The following is a 15,218-nucleotide window of genomic DNA, read 5'->3' on the forward strand; positions in this document are numbered from 1 at the left end:
CCGGTGCTCTCTTCTTCCGCCTGACGGAGCAGTTCGCGCACGTGCACGGCCATAAGCCCAGTTCGTCCGAGGTCCGTTCGTGGGAGCGGAGCATCCCCGTACTCGCGAGCGCGCTCAACGACGCGGGCCTCGGCCAGGCGCTGCGCGAAGGCGTAGCCGCCGAGCTCGGCGGGGAGGCCGCTGAGCGGGGTGCCACGCCAGAGGGCAAGCGCCGCCGTGCAGGCGCGGACGGTGGCGGGCCAGTCCTTCGCCGCGTGCGCGGTGCGGGCCGCGGCGACGTGGGACTCGAAGACGTGGACGTCCAGTTCGCCCTCGTCGACGCGGAGCACATAGCCGGGCGGTACCGCGCGCAACCGTTCGGGGTCGTCCAGGAGGCGGCGCAGGCGGGTCACGTGGTTGTGCAGCGAGGCGTGCGCCGACGCCGGCGGCGAGCCACCCCACAGGGCGTCCTTGAGGGCCTCGACGGAGACCACCCGGCCGGGTTCCAGGAGCAGCGCGGCGAGCAGGATCCGCACCTTGGGGCTGCCGATCGGGTGCACGGGATCGCCGTAGCCGTAGCCGATGGCACTGGCGGTGGCGTTGGCACTGGCACCGCCGTTGACATCGGCACCATCGTTGACCTCGGCATCGGCGTTGAAGAGGACGGGCGTGCCCAGCAGTCCGAACCGGAGCTCGCACCACATCACACCGAACCCGTCACCCTTCCGCGCGGCCTCTCACGGCCGTGCTCCGCGGCGGAGGTTCCGCCGTCCTTGGCGGATATCCGCCCTGTTCACGGCGATTTCCCGCCACCTTGTCCCGGCGCCGAACGCCGGATTCCGTTGCCGTACCGGCCGTCTCCCGTCGCCGCCCGGCGACTTCAGGCCACGCGGCGCGGGAGCATCGTGCACACCATTGGCCACATGTTAGCGATCCGTTGGTGCGACCTGATGTGATCACATCATCGGATCTGGCCCGACGGTGCGCGCGTACGACGCGCAACTCGGGGGAGTGTCGCCGTCGCGGCCGGGTCCGGGGACGCGAGAGGGCCCCGGTCGGCGGAGGTGAACGACCGGGGCCCTCGTCCCTTACGTCCGAGGTACTACGGGCACAGCCCCTTACGTCCGAGGTACTACGGGTCGGCCAGCTGCACCGGAGGTACTACGGGCCGGCCAACTAGCCCTGAGGTACTACGGGCCGGTCAGATGACCGGCGGGCGTCCCAGCCGCGTCAGCCGCCACACCGTCCGCCAGCGCATCGGCCGCCGCTCCCCCGCCGATTCGCGCACGCCCTCCACGAACCCGCCGAACCACGCCCGCAGCCCGGCGAGCGACCGCGTCCGTACGAGCGTGAGCAGCGTCCAGACGCCCAGGTGCACCGGGATCAGCGCGAGCGGCAGCCTGCGGCGGACCAGCCAGACGCGGTTGCGGGCGGTGACCCGGTAGTAGATGGCGTGCCGGGCGGGCGAGGTCTTGGGGTGCTGGAGGAGCAGCTCGGGGGCGTAGAGGATGCTCCAGCCGGCGTCGGCGGCCCGCCAGGCGAGGTCGGTCTCCTCGTGCGCGAAGAAGAACTCGGCCGGCCAGTCCCCCGTCTCGGCGAGCATCGCCATGCTCAGCGCGTGCCCGCCGCCGAGGAACCCGGTGACGTACCCGCCCTCCATCGGATCCCCCGCGCCGACCCGCGGCACATGGCGCCGCTGGGTCTCGCCGTGCTCGTCGGCGATCCGGAAGCCGACGATGCCCAGGCGGGGTTCGGCCGCGTACAGATCGCGTACGCGGCGCAGCACGTCCGCGTCGACGAGCAGTCCGTCGTCGTCGAGTTCCACCACGACGTCCACGTCACCGAACGCGCGGAGCCGGGCCAGACCCACGTTGCGGCCACCGGGGCAGCCGAGGTTCTCGTCGAGGTCGATGGTCGTGACCTCGCCGGGCAGGGAGAGCCGGTCGGTGAACTCCGGGAGCCGGCAACCGTTTCCGACGATCACGATGCGGGTGGGCGGGAGGTCCTGCTTGGCCACGGACTCGAGGAGCGCGTCGACCTCGGCGGGCCGGTTTCCCATGGTCACCACGGCGACGGCGATCCTCGGTCCGACCACGTCGCTCACTCCATCCGGCACGTCTCTCGCTCCATCCGGCCATCCGGCGATGCCCGCGCTCTGACCGCGCAGCACTCACCGTTCACCAAGATGTTGCCTCAGGTCGGCCGGTTGCTCCGACTCAAGTTCATTTTGCGGGACCTTTGTTGTCGCTTTGCCGGTTTTCCCTCCGCCGCACGAACTTCAGCCCCGACCAGTCGTCCCCCAGCGCCGCGACCTTCACATCGACGACACCGAGCGGGAGGAAGAGGTCGCGCAGGTCGTTCTCGCTGATGTCGCTGACATGCCCGGCGGCCTTGCGGGGCCAGGCGATCCAGAGCATGGCGGTGTCGGCGAGGTCGAGCACCAACTCCTGGGCTTCCGCGTCCAGTTGTCGCCGTTCCCGGTAGAAGGCGAGAGTGACGTCCGCGCCGCGCGGCCCACCGTCAGCGACCTCGCAGTCGGCGGGGAGTCCGGGGATGGCCCAGTGGTCGGGGGCGTGATGCAGACGGACCTGATGGCCGGGCTTGACGCCGATCTTCTTGGCCAGCGGGGTGCCGGAGTAACCTCCGGCCGCAGCAGGGGGGTTGACCATGTTCTTCGACCACCTTCTACGGCAACGACCGGTGCCCCGTCTCGATCGAGACGGGGCACCGTATCCCAAATGACCGCGTGCCGGTGTCAGCGACGTAAGCCGGCGACGTCAGCCGGCCATGTCAGCCGGCCATGTCGAAGGTGGCCGCCTTGGGCACGAACGTCGTGTCGCCGTCCTTGGCGGTAGCGAGCGCCGAGACGTACCAGGTGCCCTTGGCCGCGTCGGCCGCCTCCTTCTTGGTGACCTTGAACGTGTAGGTGCAGCGGGAGGTGCCGTCCGAGGTGCTCCTGCACGTGGCGGACTCGACGGACCGCAGGTCGGTCGCGGTCGGGTTCAGCTTCGAACTCGCGGGCCACGCAACGACCTTGAGGCCGCGGATGCCCGAGTCGTCACTGACGTCCACGGTGTAGGTGAAGGAACCGGCGCCGCTCGCGGACGGGGCGGTGTAGTGGGCCGAGCCCTTCTCCAGGGCCGGCTTCTCGGGGGCCGCCGAGGCAGCCGACGCGGCGAGACCGCCGGCGACGACTCCGCCGACCGCAGCGACGCCGGCGAGGGAGAAGAGGAGAGCGCGCTTGGACATGGACATGAGAGGTCCCCCTGTGTGGTGTGGATGGTGTGGGAGGCGGTGGTCGACCGCTTCCCTCGATGTGATCGAGCCTAGGAGCGGGACGCGGCCCGGTCCTCGGGCCCAAGGACGGTTGCCGCGTTGAACCAGAGATAGAGAGGGCGGGACCGGAATCCCCCCTCAGCCTGAGCCGGGCCGTTCACCTGCGCCCATAGCCTTTGAGTGTCATGAAACGAACCGACGACCGGCTGCTCCCGGTCCTGCTGATCTGTGCCCAGGCCCTGGTGTGGCCGGTGGCTCCGCTGCTGCGCGGCACCGTGCCGACCGCGGCCGACCTGCTCGTGGCCGCCCTGGTCGCGGGATCCGTGACGGCCGCGCTCGCGCTGCGCCGGACCCGTCCGGTGATCACGCTCATCGTGGTCGCCGCCGCCTGCGCGGTGGGCGCCGGCCCGCTGCCCACCGGGGCGATGGCGGTCTTCGGCACCGCGGGCGTCGCCCTCGCCCTGTTCACGGTGGCGGCCGAGCGCGACACCTTCACGACGGTCCTGTGCGTGGTCACGCTCGCGCTCTGGCAGTTCCTCCAGGACATCACCCTGCACGGGCTCAGCGACAACAACGGTCTCGACCTGGTCCTGATCACCCTGCTCTACGCCACCTCGTGCGGCGCGGGCTTCTCCGTACGGCGGACCCGTCGCGCCCGCCAGGCCGCCGAACTCCTCCTGAACCGCGCCGAGACCGAGCGCCACCGGCTCCCGGCGGCCGAACGGCGGCGTATGGAACGGGAGTTGCACGACGTCAGCGCCCACCATCTGACCGCCGTGGTCGTCACCGCCGGCGCCGCTCTCGGCCTGCGCGAACGCCGTCCCGAACTCGCCGCCGAGGCCCTGGAGTTCGCGACCGAGACGGGCCGCGAGGTCACCCGGGCACTGAGCGCGGTACGCGCCCCGGCCCCTTCCCGCGAGGAACTCCCCTCCCCCGAGGAGCGGTTGCGCTCCCTGATCGCGGGCTTCCGCCGCCTCAACCAACCGGTCGACCACGAGATCGGCCCCCTCCCCGACGGCGCCGTCGCGGACGCGGCCTACGGCATCGTCCGCGAGGCCCTCACCAACGTGGCCCGCCACGCTCCCGGCGCCCACACCACGGTGACCGTCCGCTACGGCGACACCCGCACCGACATCGTGATCACCAGCACGGCCCCGCCGTCCGGCACCCCGGCCCACGGCGCGGGCCTGGGCGGCGGCCGGGGCCAGGGCTTCCTCCGTTCCCGGGCCCGGGAAACGGGCGGCACCCTGACCACCGGCCCGACGCCGGAGGGCGGTTGGGAGGTCCGCGCGATCCTCCCCGGCCGTACGGCGGCCCCGGTGGAACACGCCGTCCCACGCGGCTACCGCGCAGCCCAGGTCGTCGCCGCGATCGGCCTGTGCTTCCAGCCCCTGCTACCGGTCCTGATCATCCGCGCGGATGCGACGTCGACCAGCACGCATGTGTCGGCGGGCGTCCTGTTCACCTTGCTGGCAGCAGCCCAGGCGGTGGCCCTGCTGTGGCTGCGCAGAGCACCGAGGACTGTTCAACTGGCCTTGATCGGCTTGGCGTTGCTATGGCCCCTGGCGATGACCACGGGCAACTACACAGGCCCGGTACTGCTGCCACCAACACTGAGCATGCTGGCAACATGCGCTGCGCTCACGGCCTTTAAGGGGCGCGGGGCTGTATCGATTTGCGGCTCCGCCGCGGGGCGCGACCAGCCCCCACCGGCCCGCACATACCAACTACCTCAAGTCCCCCTTTCTCTGTTCCTACTTGCAGCCACAGCCGCACACGCCACCGCCCTGACCATCGCCGTCCTGCACCGCGGCACGACTCTCCCCACCTGGGCGGTAATCCTGTTCGCAACAGCAGGGGTGTCACTGGTGATGGCCACCGCACACCGGATCGGAGCCCTGATCGCCCACCGCAACCAGGCAACCCAGGGCACCCAAACAGCACAACTCGCCAGCTGGACCGAGGAAGCCGTAAGAGACGCCTGGGCAGAACGCCGCCGTATCGCAGCAGGGCTGGAGACCACCGTCCTGGCCCGCACCGCAGACATGATCACGGAGGCAGAGGCAGGCCACCTGGACGAAACAGCGACCCGCGCCCGAGAGGCCCTCGCAGCGATGCGCGCCCTCCTGGACGCGGTCCGGGACGGCGAGGAGACGACAACCCCCGACCTACGCCCCCAACCCACGGTCCAGGCCCTCGACTTGCTGGCACACCAGTGCCGAGCCACCGGCCGCGACGTACAGATACGCGTGACCGACCGCGTACCGGAAAGGCTCCCCACCGAGGTGGACCTCGCCGCCTACCACGTCGCCGAAACCCTCCTCGCGACCGGCGACGACGACCCCGCCGTGCTCGAACTCGACGCGGACGACGCTACGTTGACGATCACGGCCACCGGCGTACCCCGCGCCGCCGGCACCGCCGTACGGGACCGCCTGACGGCAAGGATCGCGCCGCTCGGCGGCACCCTGACGGCCGGCCGCCCGCCGGGCACGGTCCATCTCCGGTTGCCGCTCGCGGCGCCGGACGACGAGGAGAGAGAACGATGAGCCTCAGGGTGCTGGTCGTCGACGACCAGGGCATCGTCCGGGCGGGCTTCGCCGCCGTGATCGACGCCGAGGACGACATGACGGTCGTGGGCGAGGCCGCCGACGGCGCCACCGCGGTGGTCCTGGCCGCCGAACTCGCCCCCGACGTGGTCGTGATGGACGTACGGATGCCCGAACTGGACGGTATCGCCGCGACCCGGATCATCACCGCCCGGGAGGACGCGCCACGCGTCCTCGTGCTGACCACCTTCGACCTCGACGCGTACGTCTTCGACGCCCTGCGCGCGGGAGCCTCCGGTTTCCTCCTCAAGGACGTGCACGCCTCCGAACTCCTGGCCAGCATCCGGGTGGTGGCGAGCGGTGAGAGCGTGCTCGCGCCGTCCGCGACCCGCAGGCTGATCGGGCACTACGCGTCCGGCGCGGGCACGGGTTTCCGTTCCGACGCCGAGAACGGTCCGCGTGAGTTGGAGAGCCTCACCGGCAGCCAGCGCAACGTTCTCGCCCTGCTCGCCTCCGGCCTCAACAACGCGGAGATCGCGGCGGAGTTGGACATCACCGTCGGCACGGTCAAGTCCCACGTCAACGCCCTGCTCCGCAAACTCGGCCTGCGCGACCGCGTCCAGGCCACGATCCTCGCCTACGACCTCGGCATCACCCGCCCGAACCCACCGGGCGCGGACCATCTCTGACAGACCCTCAACAACCCTTCGTTCAACGGCACTCAGGAGTACACCCATGCCCAGTACCGACGCCCATGCCGCACACTCCCCGCTCCACCGACTCGGCCAGAACCTCCGCAACCCCTTCGCCCTCGCCTACCTCGGGGTCTGCGTGGCCATCGTCGTCTGGACGGTCGTCGTGACCGTCATGGACGACTCGGGCGAGTCCATGGCGGGCGTCATCCCCGTCCTCGCCACCGCCCCGGCCAGCTTCGTACTCCTCGTACTGCCGGACGGCAAGGCCATGTTCATCGTCGCCGTCGTCATCGGCGCACTGGCGAACGCCTCGGTCATCGGCTGGTGCGCCCGCACACTGCGCCGCGGCAACCGGTCGGACGCGACCCGCTGAGCCCCGGGCGGGGCTAGGCTGGGGCCGCGGTGTTCGCCCTGCTTCGCATCGGGCACAACCACCGCGTCGAAGGACTGCGGCATGAGGCACGCGCCCTGCACCACGCACCAACCGACCACGACCCACGAAGAACGGTCCCTACGACCCCTGTTGACGGCCGTTCCCCCGCTCCCCGACCCGGCCCTGCTGACCGAGCTCGTCCAACTACGCCTCCAGAACGCGCAGTTGATGGTGGCCCTGGAGACGCGGGCGGTGATCGACCAGGCCCGCGGCATGGTGATGGCCCTCGCACCGTGCTCCAGCGACAAGGCCTGGGACCTGCTGGTGGGCGTCTCCCAGCACTGCAACATCAAGCTCCGGGCCGTGGCGGCGGCACTGGTCGCCACGACGGAGGACCAAACGCTGCCGCCCCAGATCCAACGGGAGTTGCGCCGCGCACTGCGCCGCCTCCACGCGGCGGACCGGCCGTAGCGAGCACGGGCGGACCAGCCGTAGCGAGTACGGGACGGGGACGGCACCGGGAGCTGTGGTTCCAACTCTCCGGTGCCTTCGTCCAGAACGGCCGACGGACGCCCCTGCTGGGTAGCCCGACCCACGGAACCTAAACAGCCCGCAATCTACGTGAACCGGCGGACCTATCCGGGACGTTGTGTCCGGTCGTTGTGCGCCAGCCCGTCCGGATGGTCCTCCGTACGCTCACCGAGCGGAAGTACCAGTACGCGTACGGGTGTTGAGCCGACCTCGCGCTGGATCCGCCCGATGTCCTGCCACCCCCAGCCCTTCAGGGCGGCCAGGATCCACCGGGCGGGCTCGTCGACCAACGTGACGCCCAGCGAGGCCTGGTGGTCGGTGAGCAGCCGCTCCTGCATCAGGCGGGCGAGGCCGCGCGCGTGCTGGTGCGGATGGACGAGGGTCTCCAGGATCGCGAACACATGCCCGGACGCGGTGAGTTGCTCCAGGTTCTGCGGCAGCGGCCCGTCGAACCCCTGCCACCACGACCCGTCGCGCGGCACGGAGAAACCGCAGACACACCCCGCCAGGGCCGCCGCCTCGGCGACGAGCATGTCGAAGCCCGGCAGTTTCACGTCGTCGGCGAGCCGGAGCAGGAACTTCTGCCGGTCGTTGAACTCCTCGCCCGCCTCCGCGTCGGAGGACTCCACGTACAGATCCGCGAGATCCTCCCGCAGGCCCTCGGCCTGCCAACGGTTCAGCCGGCGCAGCCGCACCGTGTCCATGGCGTCCGCGGCGCCCATGACGGTCGGTTCCGGCTCCTGGCCTTCGGGTTCGTGCGATGGCAGCGAGCTGCTCATGAGACGCCTCGGTTCGGAAGACTCGGTGGGGCGGTGCGGTGATGCGGCGCCGGGGTCTGGGACGTCTGTACAGCAGCATAGCCACGGGCATGACGAAAACCCGTTCGAATGAGCCTGTTTGAAAGCCGTCCCCCCGGGCACTCGTCCGGTGTGCTTCGGACCGGAGGCACCCCCGTGGGAGCGGTGTTCGCTGCTCCCTGGTGTGCTGCGGTCTGCCGACCCCACGGTGAGTGACACCACCGATGAGGGAGCACGTCCCCATGCAGGCCGAACGCACCCGTAAGACCCGTACCACCAGGCGTTCCTACGACGACTCCCCCGACACCGCCGAGTCGTTCCGCCGTATCGCCGCACTGCCGGACGGCCCGGAGCGGGCGGCGCTGTGCCAGGAAGTGGTGTGCGCGTGGATGCCGATGGCCGTACGGCTGGCCCGGCGCTTCCGGCACCGCGGCGAGTCCGCCGAGGATCTCACGCAGGTCGCCCAACTCGGCCTGGTCAAGGCGGTGTCGCGCTTCGACCCGAGTCTCGGTACGGCCTTCCCCAGCTTCGCCATCCCGACGATCCTGGGCGAGGTGAAGCGGCACTTCCGTGACGAACTCTGGGTCGTCCACGTCCCGCGCCGGGTGCAGGAGTTGCGCGGTCAAGTCCGTTCCGCCGACCACGAGTTGAGCGCCACGCGGGGCGGGACGATCTCCGGGGTCCAGGAGATCGCCGCGCACACCGGGCTGTCGGAGGCGGAAGTACGGCTGGGCCAGGGGGCGTTGGAGGCCTACACCGCCTGGTCCCTGGACGCCGTACCCGGTCACCCCACGGACGGCCATCCGCTGACCGACACCCTCGGCGACATCGAGCCCGACTTCGACCTGATCGTCAACCGCGAGGCCCTGCGCCCCCTGTTGCGGGCGCTGCCCGAGCGCGAGCGCGAGATCCTCTACATGCGGTTCTACTGCGAGATGACCCAGGCCCGCATCGGGCTGCAACTGGGCGTCTCCCAGATGCACGTCTCCCGCCTGATCACCCGCACCTGCGCCCGCCTGCACGACCAGGTGATGGCCGAACCGCGCGCGTTCAGGAGGGCGTCGTAACGACACCCGGCGTGTTCGCCGCCTCCGCGACCAGCTCGCTCCCGGTCGACGTACGCGACGGATCGCTCGCGGCGGTCATCAGCCAGGCCGCCGTGGCGGGGTCCGTCTCAGGGGGTACGACGAGCAGGTCCCAGCGGCTCGTCCGGTACGACAGGAGCAGCAGCTGGTGCGGATCCTGCTCGTCCAGGAACCAGCCGACCTTCACGACATGCCCCGCGACCGGCACCTTGCGCGGGAAGGCGGCCGGCCAGTGCGTGGGATTCACCGTGACCCGCGTGATCCGCCCCCACAACGAGTCGAGCACGGCGACCAGCGAGGGAAGCTCCGCCCCCAGATCCCGGGACCGGGGCCACCAGGCCCCGTCCAGCAGCGCGGGCGAGGAACCAAGGGGAGCGAGCGACATACGGAGTGCGGGGGCTGATGAAACAGGTACAACAGGCGCAACGGGTACAACGGGCGCAGTCATGACGCGAACCCTGCTCTGGGCCGGTCGCAACCGGCCCGGCGTATTCGATCGCCGAAAACGACACGGGCATGGAGGCCTGTGCGCGGAATACCCTCGGTGACTTCGAGCGTACTCCTCAGGCACCGCCCCACCCGGTCGAGTGGTCGTCCGGGTCCTCGGTCTCGTAGAAGGCGGGCCCGAGGCGCACGGCCAGGGCGTCGCCCGCGATGTGCGTCCGGGTCACCGTCCCGTCGTCGCCCGACGTCAGCTCGGCGTAGTACGCCGGGGCCACCCAGTCCATCGGACGGTGGAAGAAGAAGTCGACCGTGTCGTCCGGATACTCCCCGCGAAGCAGCGGAAGCACGGTCTCCAGGTCGCCCTCCGCACCAGGCCCACTGACCACCACGGCCACCCGCCCCGGCTCCGTCCGCCACACCCGCACATGCGCGCTGCCGGACCATCCCTGAGGGGGCGCCCACGGGTCCTCGTCGCGGATCAATCGGGCCGATTGAAAACCCTCAACCGCCATACAAGGCCCCTGCTTTCACCCACGACCACCGACCCACCGACCACCGCGAGAGCCATGAGTACGACGCCGAAGACCGTGGCCCCGCCGGTAAGCCCCACCGCGTCACTGAGATACCCGGCGGACACGGGCAGCATGCCCGCGAGGACGTAACCCCCCACGTTGAGCGCGGCGTTGGCCTCCGCCAGCCGCTCCGGCGGCACGCTGGAGTTGAGCAGGGAGAGCCCGCCGAGCTGCCCCATCCCCTGCCCCGCGCCGGCGAGCAGCGCGGAGGCGACGAGCACCGGTGCCGCCGAGGTGTGCACGGCGACGATCAGGGCGACCATGCTCAGCGCGGTACTCACCGCGCCCGCCGCGAGGATGACGGACCGGCTCAGCCGCCGTACGGCGAACTGCACGCCGGTCGCGGTGAGGAACATGACGAACGCCATGGCACCCGCGACGATCCGACTGGTGGTGCCGAGCAGCCCGGACAGCAGCGAGGGTCCGAGCGAGAGCACGAAGGACGTGGCGGTGATGCCGGGCGCGAACACGGCGACACCCAGGGCGAGTTGACGCCCGTTGCCGGGCGGCACGCCGGGTATCCGCACCCACGCTCCCTTCGCGGGCGCCGTAGGACGCCGGACCGGCATGCGCAGCACGGCGAGCACCGCGCTGACGAGCAGCACGGCCTCGACCACGAAGACGGTGACGGTCGGCGCGGGCACGGTCTCGGAGAGCACACCGGCGAGCAGCGGACCGAGCCCGGCGCCGAACACCATCGCGCAGGACGCGAGCAGCGCGGCGATCCGTTGCCGGTCCGGCCCGGCCACATCGGTCACCGCCGCCATCCCGGCCGAGACGACGGCCCCGACCGCGATCCCGGTGAACAGCCGGGCCACGATCAGCGCGGCCACACTGCCGGCGGTCGCGAAGACGAGACAGGCGGCAAGGGCGAGCGCGAGCGCCGGCAGCAGGACGGGCTTGCGCCCGAGCCGGTCGGAGACCACGCCGGAGACGAGCAACGAGCCGACGAGCCCGACGATGTAGAACGCGAACACCACGGTCAGGGTGCCCTTGGAGAACCCGATGTCCCGCTGCCACAGCACATAGAGCGGCGTAGCGGCGTTCGACAACACGAACACGGCGGTGACGGGCCACGCGGCCAGCCAGACCCACCACAGCGGCGCGTCAACTTCCCTCGATACGGCCCGAGTTCCGGACATGGCTGTGCCCCACCCCCAAGTACGCCCGGGCATCCCCGGGCACCTACAGTACGAGTCGAGTCGAACTTAGCATGCAGTACGATTCGAGTCGTACAAGGAGATCGAGAGCCGCACCGCGCCACACCGAGCCACACCGAGCCACGAGGAGCCGCCATGTCCCGGGTCGCGGGCACCGCACCCACCATCAGGTCGCTCCCGGAACCGCCCGGCCTGCCCGCCCCCCTCCCGGAGCCGGCGGTCGACGAACTCCGCCTGGAGACCGTCCTCGGCGCCCTCAGCGACCCGCTGCGGCTGACGATCATCCGCAAACTCCTCCTGGAATCGGAGCGGTTCGACCACACCTGCGGCTGGTTCGGCCTCGACCGCCCCAAGTCCTCCCTCACCCACCACTTCAAGGCCCTACGCGAGGCAGGCCTGACCCGCCAGCGCCAGTACGGTCTCGAACGCCGCAGCCACGTACGCGTCGACGACCTCAACTCCCGCTTCCCGGGCCTGCTGGACCTGGTCGCGGCGTGGACGCCCGAGGTGTGACCGCGAATGCGGGAGGCGTGACCGCGGATGCCGAACCGCCCTCGTGGACGCGGCTTGGGCGCGGTCCGCGCCCAAGCCGGTCTCACCTGTTTCGTGCCGCTATTTCGTGCCGCGCAGGTTCCGTGCGGCGCTTCGGTCGAGTCGGGTCGTGGGCTGACGGGTCTGCGTGGTGAGCCGCTTGATGTCACGGCCGAGCTCTTGGTCACGGGTCTTGCTGTACTCGGCGTACTGCTGTTGCAGGTAGGCGGGCAGGTCCGCCGGCGGCGGGGCCTGGCCGGATCCTGCGATGGCCGCGATGACCCCGCCGATGCTCCGGGCCCTCTTGGCCTTGCTCCAGAGGCTCACGCGACCACCGCCAGGCCCGTGCCGTCGTCGCCGTAGGTGGTGCCGGGCTCAAGACCGGCGTCGGCCCACCGGGTCGCCTGGGCGAGTGCCAGGTCGAGACCGTCCAGGGCGAGACGCGGTACGGGAAGGGAGCCGCCGTAGCCACTGTGCTGATGGATCGAGCGGGCGTAGCGGATGGCCCTGTCCTGGGTGCTCTCCACGACCCTGCGGGTCGCTTCGATGCGTATGCGCGCGCATTCCCGGGTCAGTTGGCCGACGAGCCGGGCAGCCTGCCGCACCACGATCTCGCGCCTGGCGCGCAGCGCGGTCTCGGTCGACCGGGTGCCGTGCAGTTGTGGGGCGAGCACGTCGAGCGCCTCGGTCACCGTCGAACCGTCCGCGAACTCCGACTGGTAGGACAGGTAGGCCACCCCGCTGATCACGAGGGTGAACAGCCCGGCCATGACGGCGGTCAGGAAGCGCTGGCCGGAGGGGCCGTCGAGAACGATTCGCCAGGCCATGGCCGCGCCGAGGAACACGGCGATGAGACAGCACAGGAGGAGTTCGGCCACGAGGGTCTTCGCCCCGCCCCTGGAGAAGTCCCACCCGCCGTGCGCGGCACGGTGCGCGCGATGACGTCTGCCGAACAGTTTCATGGCCAGCCCGACCCCGAGCGTGCCCAGCAGCCCGAACAGCAACGCGGTGACGGCCCGGAGAACGCCGTCGGAGGTCAGCCAGAACCGGCGCAGGTCCACGTTGAGGAACTTGGCCATCAGGAAGGTGAGGATGACGACGTCGAGCGCGAGAAGCGTCAGCAGGATCTTCTTGACGCGGGCGGAGACCCGCCGGTGCGCCCGGGAACCGGCCTGTTCCTGCTCCTCGACGAGTGCCGACCACTCGGCATGCCGTCCATGGGCCTCGTCCGAGGTGTAGGACTCGCCGTGCGGCCCCACGTAGCGGCGTTCCCGCAGCGAGGCGATCTGGTGGTCGATGAACTGGGCCTCGGCGTGCAGGCCCTTGATCGTCGCGACCGTCGGTTCGACGGTCCGGGCGGCCTCCGTCCTGGCCCAGGCGTCGGCGCGGCGCTCGGCGGCCCTGCGCAGACTGTCCTCGGAGTTGGTCCACTCCCCGGCCGGGCGATCGCGCCCGATCCGCCGCGCCTCGCCGACCAGTTCATGGCAGCGGACGATCTTCGTGAACGGCATGGGGCCCATCCCCACGGCGGAGGTGAGGGTCTGTGTGCCGGGGATTCGGACGCGGCCGCGCGGGACGCGGTCCGCTCCTCGTGCGGTGCTGTCGTGTCGTGTGGTGCTGTCGTGTCGTGCGGTGCTGTCGGGTGTCATGACGGGTCGGTTCCTTCTTTCGTGGTGACGGTGATCTCGACCCGCCGGTTCTGGCGGGCCAACGGCTCGGCGAAGACGCCGCCGGGCATGTTGTCGACGACGGGCCGGGTGGAGCCGACCCCCTCCACCGGGCCGATGAGGCCGGGCTCCACGCCCAGGCGCACCAGCCGGTCGCGGACGGCACGCGCCCGCGCCGCGGACAGGGCGAAGCCGCTCGCCCCGCTGCCCACCTGGGCGGTGTGGCCGGTGATCCGTACGACGCGGCCGGCCGGGCAGCCCTTGAGGCTGTCCGCGACCGGCTTCAGGTAGCGGTCCGCGCCGTCGCGGAGGGTCGCGTCGTCCGCGCCGAAGGTGACCGAGGCCGGGACGACGAAGGTGCCCGTGCAGGAGGTGGGGGTGGCGGCCACCGGCACCACCGGGACGGGCCGGTCCGACGCCGACGGGAGCCGTGGGACGTCGTCGCCGCGCACCGTGCAGGACGCGGCCCCGGAGGCCGCGCACACCGCCCGCCACAGCTCGGTTATCCGCTGGGCCGCCGGCAGCGGCAGCCCCGGCTGCGTGCCGTACGCGATGCCCAGACCGACGAACTCGACGTGCCGACCGCTCCCGTCGGGGACGAGTCCACGGCCGTGCAGGTCGCGTGCCACGGCGGCGGCGTCGAAGTTCCAGCCGAGCGTGCGGACGTCCAGCGGATCGACGGTCTGGACGCCGGACGACACGAGGACGATCGTGCCTCCGGCCGGGGTCGCCTGGAGGGCCCGGCGGTATGTGCCGAGCAGGTCCAGTCCGTCCACGTTCGGCGTGTTCACGGTCAGCGCCGAGCGCAGCCGCGCCGTCTTCTTCAGGACCTGCCGCCTCGCGGTGGCCGCGTCCTGTTCGACCTCCGACTCGTCGCGCATGGGCGTCAGATCGACCTCGGCCACCTGCGGGTCGGTGGACACGACCACGGAGACCGTCCCGTCCCCGGGATCGGCCGCGCCCAGGGCGTGGCGTACCGCGAGGTCCTCCAACACCGGGGCCCACGGCGCCGGTTCCGCCATGCTGCCGGTGACGGCGATGGTCAGCGGTGCCGGGGTCGGCACGGACCCGCAGGCGGTGAGGGTGCCCACCGCCAGGCCGGCCAGGGCCAGGCTCAGTGACAGAGCACGCAGTGCGGCACGGGCCGCGTACGGCCTCGTACGGGAGGCGGTCACGCGGCACCTCCCCGGCGCGCGACGGAGGTCAGGTGCCAGCCGCCCCCGCAGTACCGACAGCGGTACGCCCGCACCACCGTCCACTCGGCGCGCACGCCGTCGCGCTCGGCTCGCGCCCTGGACTCCCGCGCCGCCACCAGGAGAAGCCTGGCGTCCTTGCGCTCGCCCAGTCGCCGCTTGCCGGTCTCGGCACAGACCGGCCAGTTCCGCCGGGGCCTGCGTCGTCCTCGTGTGATGGCCATGGATTCCTCCGTCGCCGCTCGGGACCTGGGACCGGCCGATGACCGTGCCCCACCGTGGAGGAAAGGAATAGCGGGCGGCTTTCCGCCCGCCTCGTGGAAATCACGAGATGTCCAGTTCATGGCCGGTCGCGGGAGCCCAGTC

At 71.2% G+C, this 15,218-nt stretch carries 17 protein-coding genes and 1 pseudogene; 6 read left to right on the plus strand and 12 right to left on the minus strand.

The genetic code is table 11. From position 1 onward, the window contains the following. The 4 genes from ACNFOC_RS25220 to ACNFOC_RS25235 all read right to left on the minus strand — a co-directional run. On the minus strand, window positions 1-683 hold a 683-nt coding region (locus ACNFOC_RS25220), incomplete at its 3' end, for an AfsR/SARP family transcriptional regulator (RefSeq protein ID WP_416961370.1). Window positions 684-1,180: 497 nt separating this feature from the next. After that, window positions 1,181-2,074, minus strand: coding sequence for a glycosyltransferase family 2 protein (locus ACNFOC_RS25225; RefSeq protein WP_416961390.1), 894 nt, complete (start codon window positions 2,072-2,074; stop codon window positions 1,181-1,183). Window positions 2,075-2,201: 127 nt separating this feature from the next. Beyond that, window positions 2,202-2,648 (minus strand): DUF3052 domain-containing protein, encoded by a 447-nt coding sequence (locus ACNFOC_RS25230; protein ID WP_416961371.1) that lies wholly within the window; start codon window positions 2,646-2,648, stop codon window positions 2,202-2,204. 121 nt (window positions 2,649-2,769) lie between these two features. Continuing rightward, window positions 2,770-3,228, minus strand: a complete 459-nt coding sequence (locus ACNFOC_RS25235; RefSeq protein WP_416961391.1) for a DUF5707 domain-containing protein — start codon at window positions 3,226-3,228, stop codon at window positions 2,770-2,772. A 212-nt stretch (window positions 3,229-3,440) separates the two neighbouring features. On the opposite strand from ACNFOC_RS25235, the gene ACNFOC_RS25240 reads away from it, so the two are divergent. The 4 genes from ACNFOC_RS25240 (at window position 3,441) to ACNFOC_RS25255 (ending at window position 7,343) form a co-directional block, all read left to right on the plus strand. Beyond that, window positions 3,441-5,804 carry a histidine kinase gene (locus tag ACNFOC_RS25240; protein WP_416961372.1) on the plus strand — a complete coding sequence of 788 codons (2,364 nt, stop codon included), beginning with the start codon at window positions 3,441-3,443 and terminating at the stop codon, window positions 5,802-5,804. Next, window positions 5,801-6,493, plus strand: a complete 693-nt coding sequence (locus ACNFOC_RS25245) for a response regulator (RefSeq protein WP_416961373.1) — start codon at window positions 5,801-5,803, stop codon at window positions 6,491-6,493. Before ACNFOC_RS25240 ends, ACNFOC_RS25245 begins: the two co-directional genes overlap by 4 nt. Window positions 6,494-6,539: 46 nt before the next feature. Then, on the plus strand, window positions 6,540-6,872 hold the full coding sequence (locus tag ACNFOC_RS25250) for an SCO4225 family membrane protein (RefSeq protein ID WP_416961374.1): 333 nt from the start codon (window positions 6,540-6,542) through the stop codon (window positions 6,870-6,872). An 81-nt stretch (window positions 6,873-6,953) separates the two neighbouring features. After that, the gene (locus tag ACNFOC_RS25255; protein ID WP_416961375.1) at window positions 6,954-7,343 is read left to right on the plus strand and encodes an ANTAR domain-containing protein; all 390 of its coding nucleotides are present in this window, start codon (window positions 6,954-6,956) and stop codon (window positions 7,341-7,343) included. A gap of 164 nt (window positions 7,344-7,507) precedes the next feature. On the opposite strand, the gene ACNFOC_RS25260 is transcribed toward ACNFOC_RS25255, so the two are convergent. After that, window positions 7,508-8,182 carry a hypothetical protein gene (locus tag ACNFOC_RS25260; protein WP_416961376.1) on the minus strand — a complete coding sequence of 225 codons (675 nt, stop codon included), beginning with the start codon at window positions 8,180-8,182 and terminating at the stop codon, window positions 7,508-7,510. 260 nt (window positions 8,183-8,442) lie between these two features. On the opposite strand from ACNFOC_RS25260, the gene ACNFOC_RS25265 reads away from it, so the two are divergent. Next, entirely contained in the window at window positions 8,443-9,267 is an 825-nt protein-coding gene (locus ACNFOC_RS25265; RefSeq protein ID WP_416961377.1) for a SigB/SigF/SigG family RNA polymerase sigma factor, read from the plus strand. Window positions 9,268-9,283: 16 nt separating this feature from the next. On the opposite strand, the pseudogene ACNFOC_RS25270 reads toward ACNFOC_RS25265, so the two are convergent. The 3 genes and pseudogenes from ACNFOC_RS25270 to ACNFOC_RS25280 all read right to left on the minus strand — a co-directional run. Continuing rightward, a pseudogene (locus tag ACNFOC_RS25270) lies at window positions 9,284-9,733 on the minus strand (DUF5994 family protein); the annotation flags it as partial. Window positions 9,734-9,848: 115 nt separating this feature from the next. Continuing rightward, the gene (locus ACNFOC_RS25275) at window positions 9,849-10,211 is read right to left on the minus strand and encodes a hypothetical protein (protein WP_416961378.1); all 363 of its coding nucleotides are present in this window, start codon (window positions 10,209-10,211) and stop codon (window positions 9,849-9,851) included. Further along, window positions 10,208-11,443 carry an MFS transporter gene (locus ACNFOC_RS25280; RefSeq protein ID WP_416961379.1) on the minus strand — a complete coding sequence of 412 codons (1,236 nt, stop codon included), beginning with the start codon at window positions 11,441-11,443 and terminating at the stop codon, window positions 10,208-10,210. Before ACNFOC_RS25280 ends, ACNFOC_RS25275 begins: the two co-directional genes overlap by 4 nt. Window positions 11,444-11,596: 153 nt before the next feature. On the opposite strand from ACNFOC_RS25280, the gene ACNFOC_RS25285 reads away from it, so the two are divergent. Then, window positions 11,597-11,974 carry an ArsR/SmtB family transcription factor gene (locus tag ACNFOC_RS25285; protein WP_416961380.1) on the plus strand — a complete coding sequence of 126 codons (378 nt, stop codon included), beginning with the start codon at window positions 11,597-11,599 and terminating at the stop codon, window positions 11,972-11,974. Window positions 11,975-12,073: 99 nt separating this feature from the next. On the opposite strand, the gene ACNFOC_RS25290 is transcribed toward ACNFOC_RS25285, so the two are convergent. Genes ACNFOC_RS25290 through ACNFOC_RS25305 form a run of 4 tightly spaced genes read right to left on the minus strand, consistent with a single transcriptional unit; the run spans window position 12,074 to window position 15,076 of the window. Further along, the gene (locus tag ACNFOC_RS25290; RefSeq protein WP_416961381.1) at window positions 12,074-12,319 is read right to left on the minus strand and encodes a hypothetical protein; all 246 of its coding nucleotides are present in this window, start codon (window positions 12,317-12,319) and stop codon (window positions 12,074-12,076) included. Further along, a complete protein-coding gene (locus tag ACNFOC_RS25295) occupies window positions 12,316-13,641 on the minus strand; it encodes a hypothetical protein (protein ID WP_416961382.1) in 1,326 nt (441 codons plus the stop codon). Before ACNFOC_RS25295 ends, ACNFOC_RS25290 begins: the two co-directional genes overlap by 4 nt. Then, on the minus strand, window positions 13,638-14,834 hold the full coding sequence (locus ACNFOC_RS25300) for an OmpA family protein (protein WP_416961383.1): 1,197 nt from the start codon (window positions 14,832-14,834) through the stop codon (window positions 13,638-13,640). The genes ACNFOC_RS25295 and ACNFOC_RS25300 overlap by 4 nt, the downstream gene beginning before the upstream one ends. Then, entirely contained in the window at window positions 14,831-15,076 is a 246-nt protein-coding gene (locus ACNFOC_RS25305; RefSeq protein ID WP_366320672.1) for a hypothetical protein, read from the minus strand. The genes ACNFOC_RS25300 and ACNFOC_RS25305 overlap by 4 nt, the downstream gene beginning before the upstream one ends. Between the last annotated feature and the right edge of the window lie 142 nt (window positions 15,077-15,218).

The organism is Streptomyces colwelliae (genome assembly GCF_048158785.1).
In the GTDB taxonomy this organism is placed as follows: Bacteria; Actinomycetota; Actinomycetes; order Streptomycetales; family Streptomycetaceae; genus Streptomyces.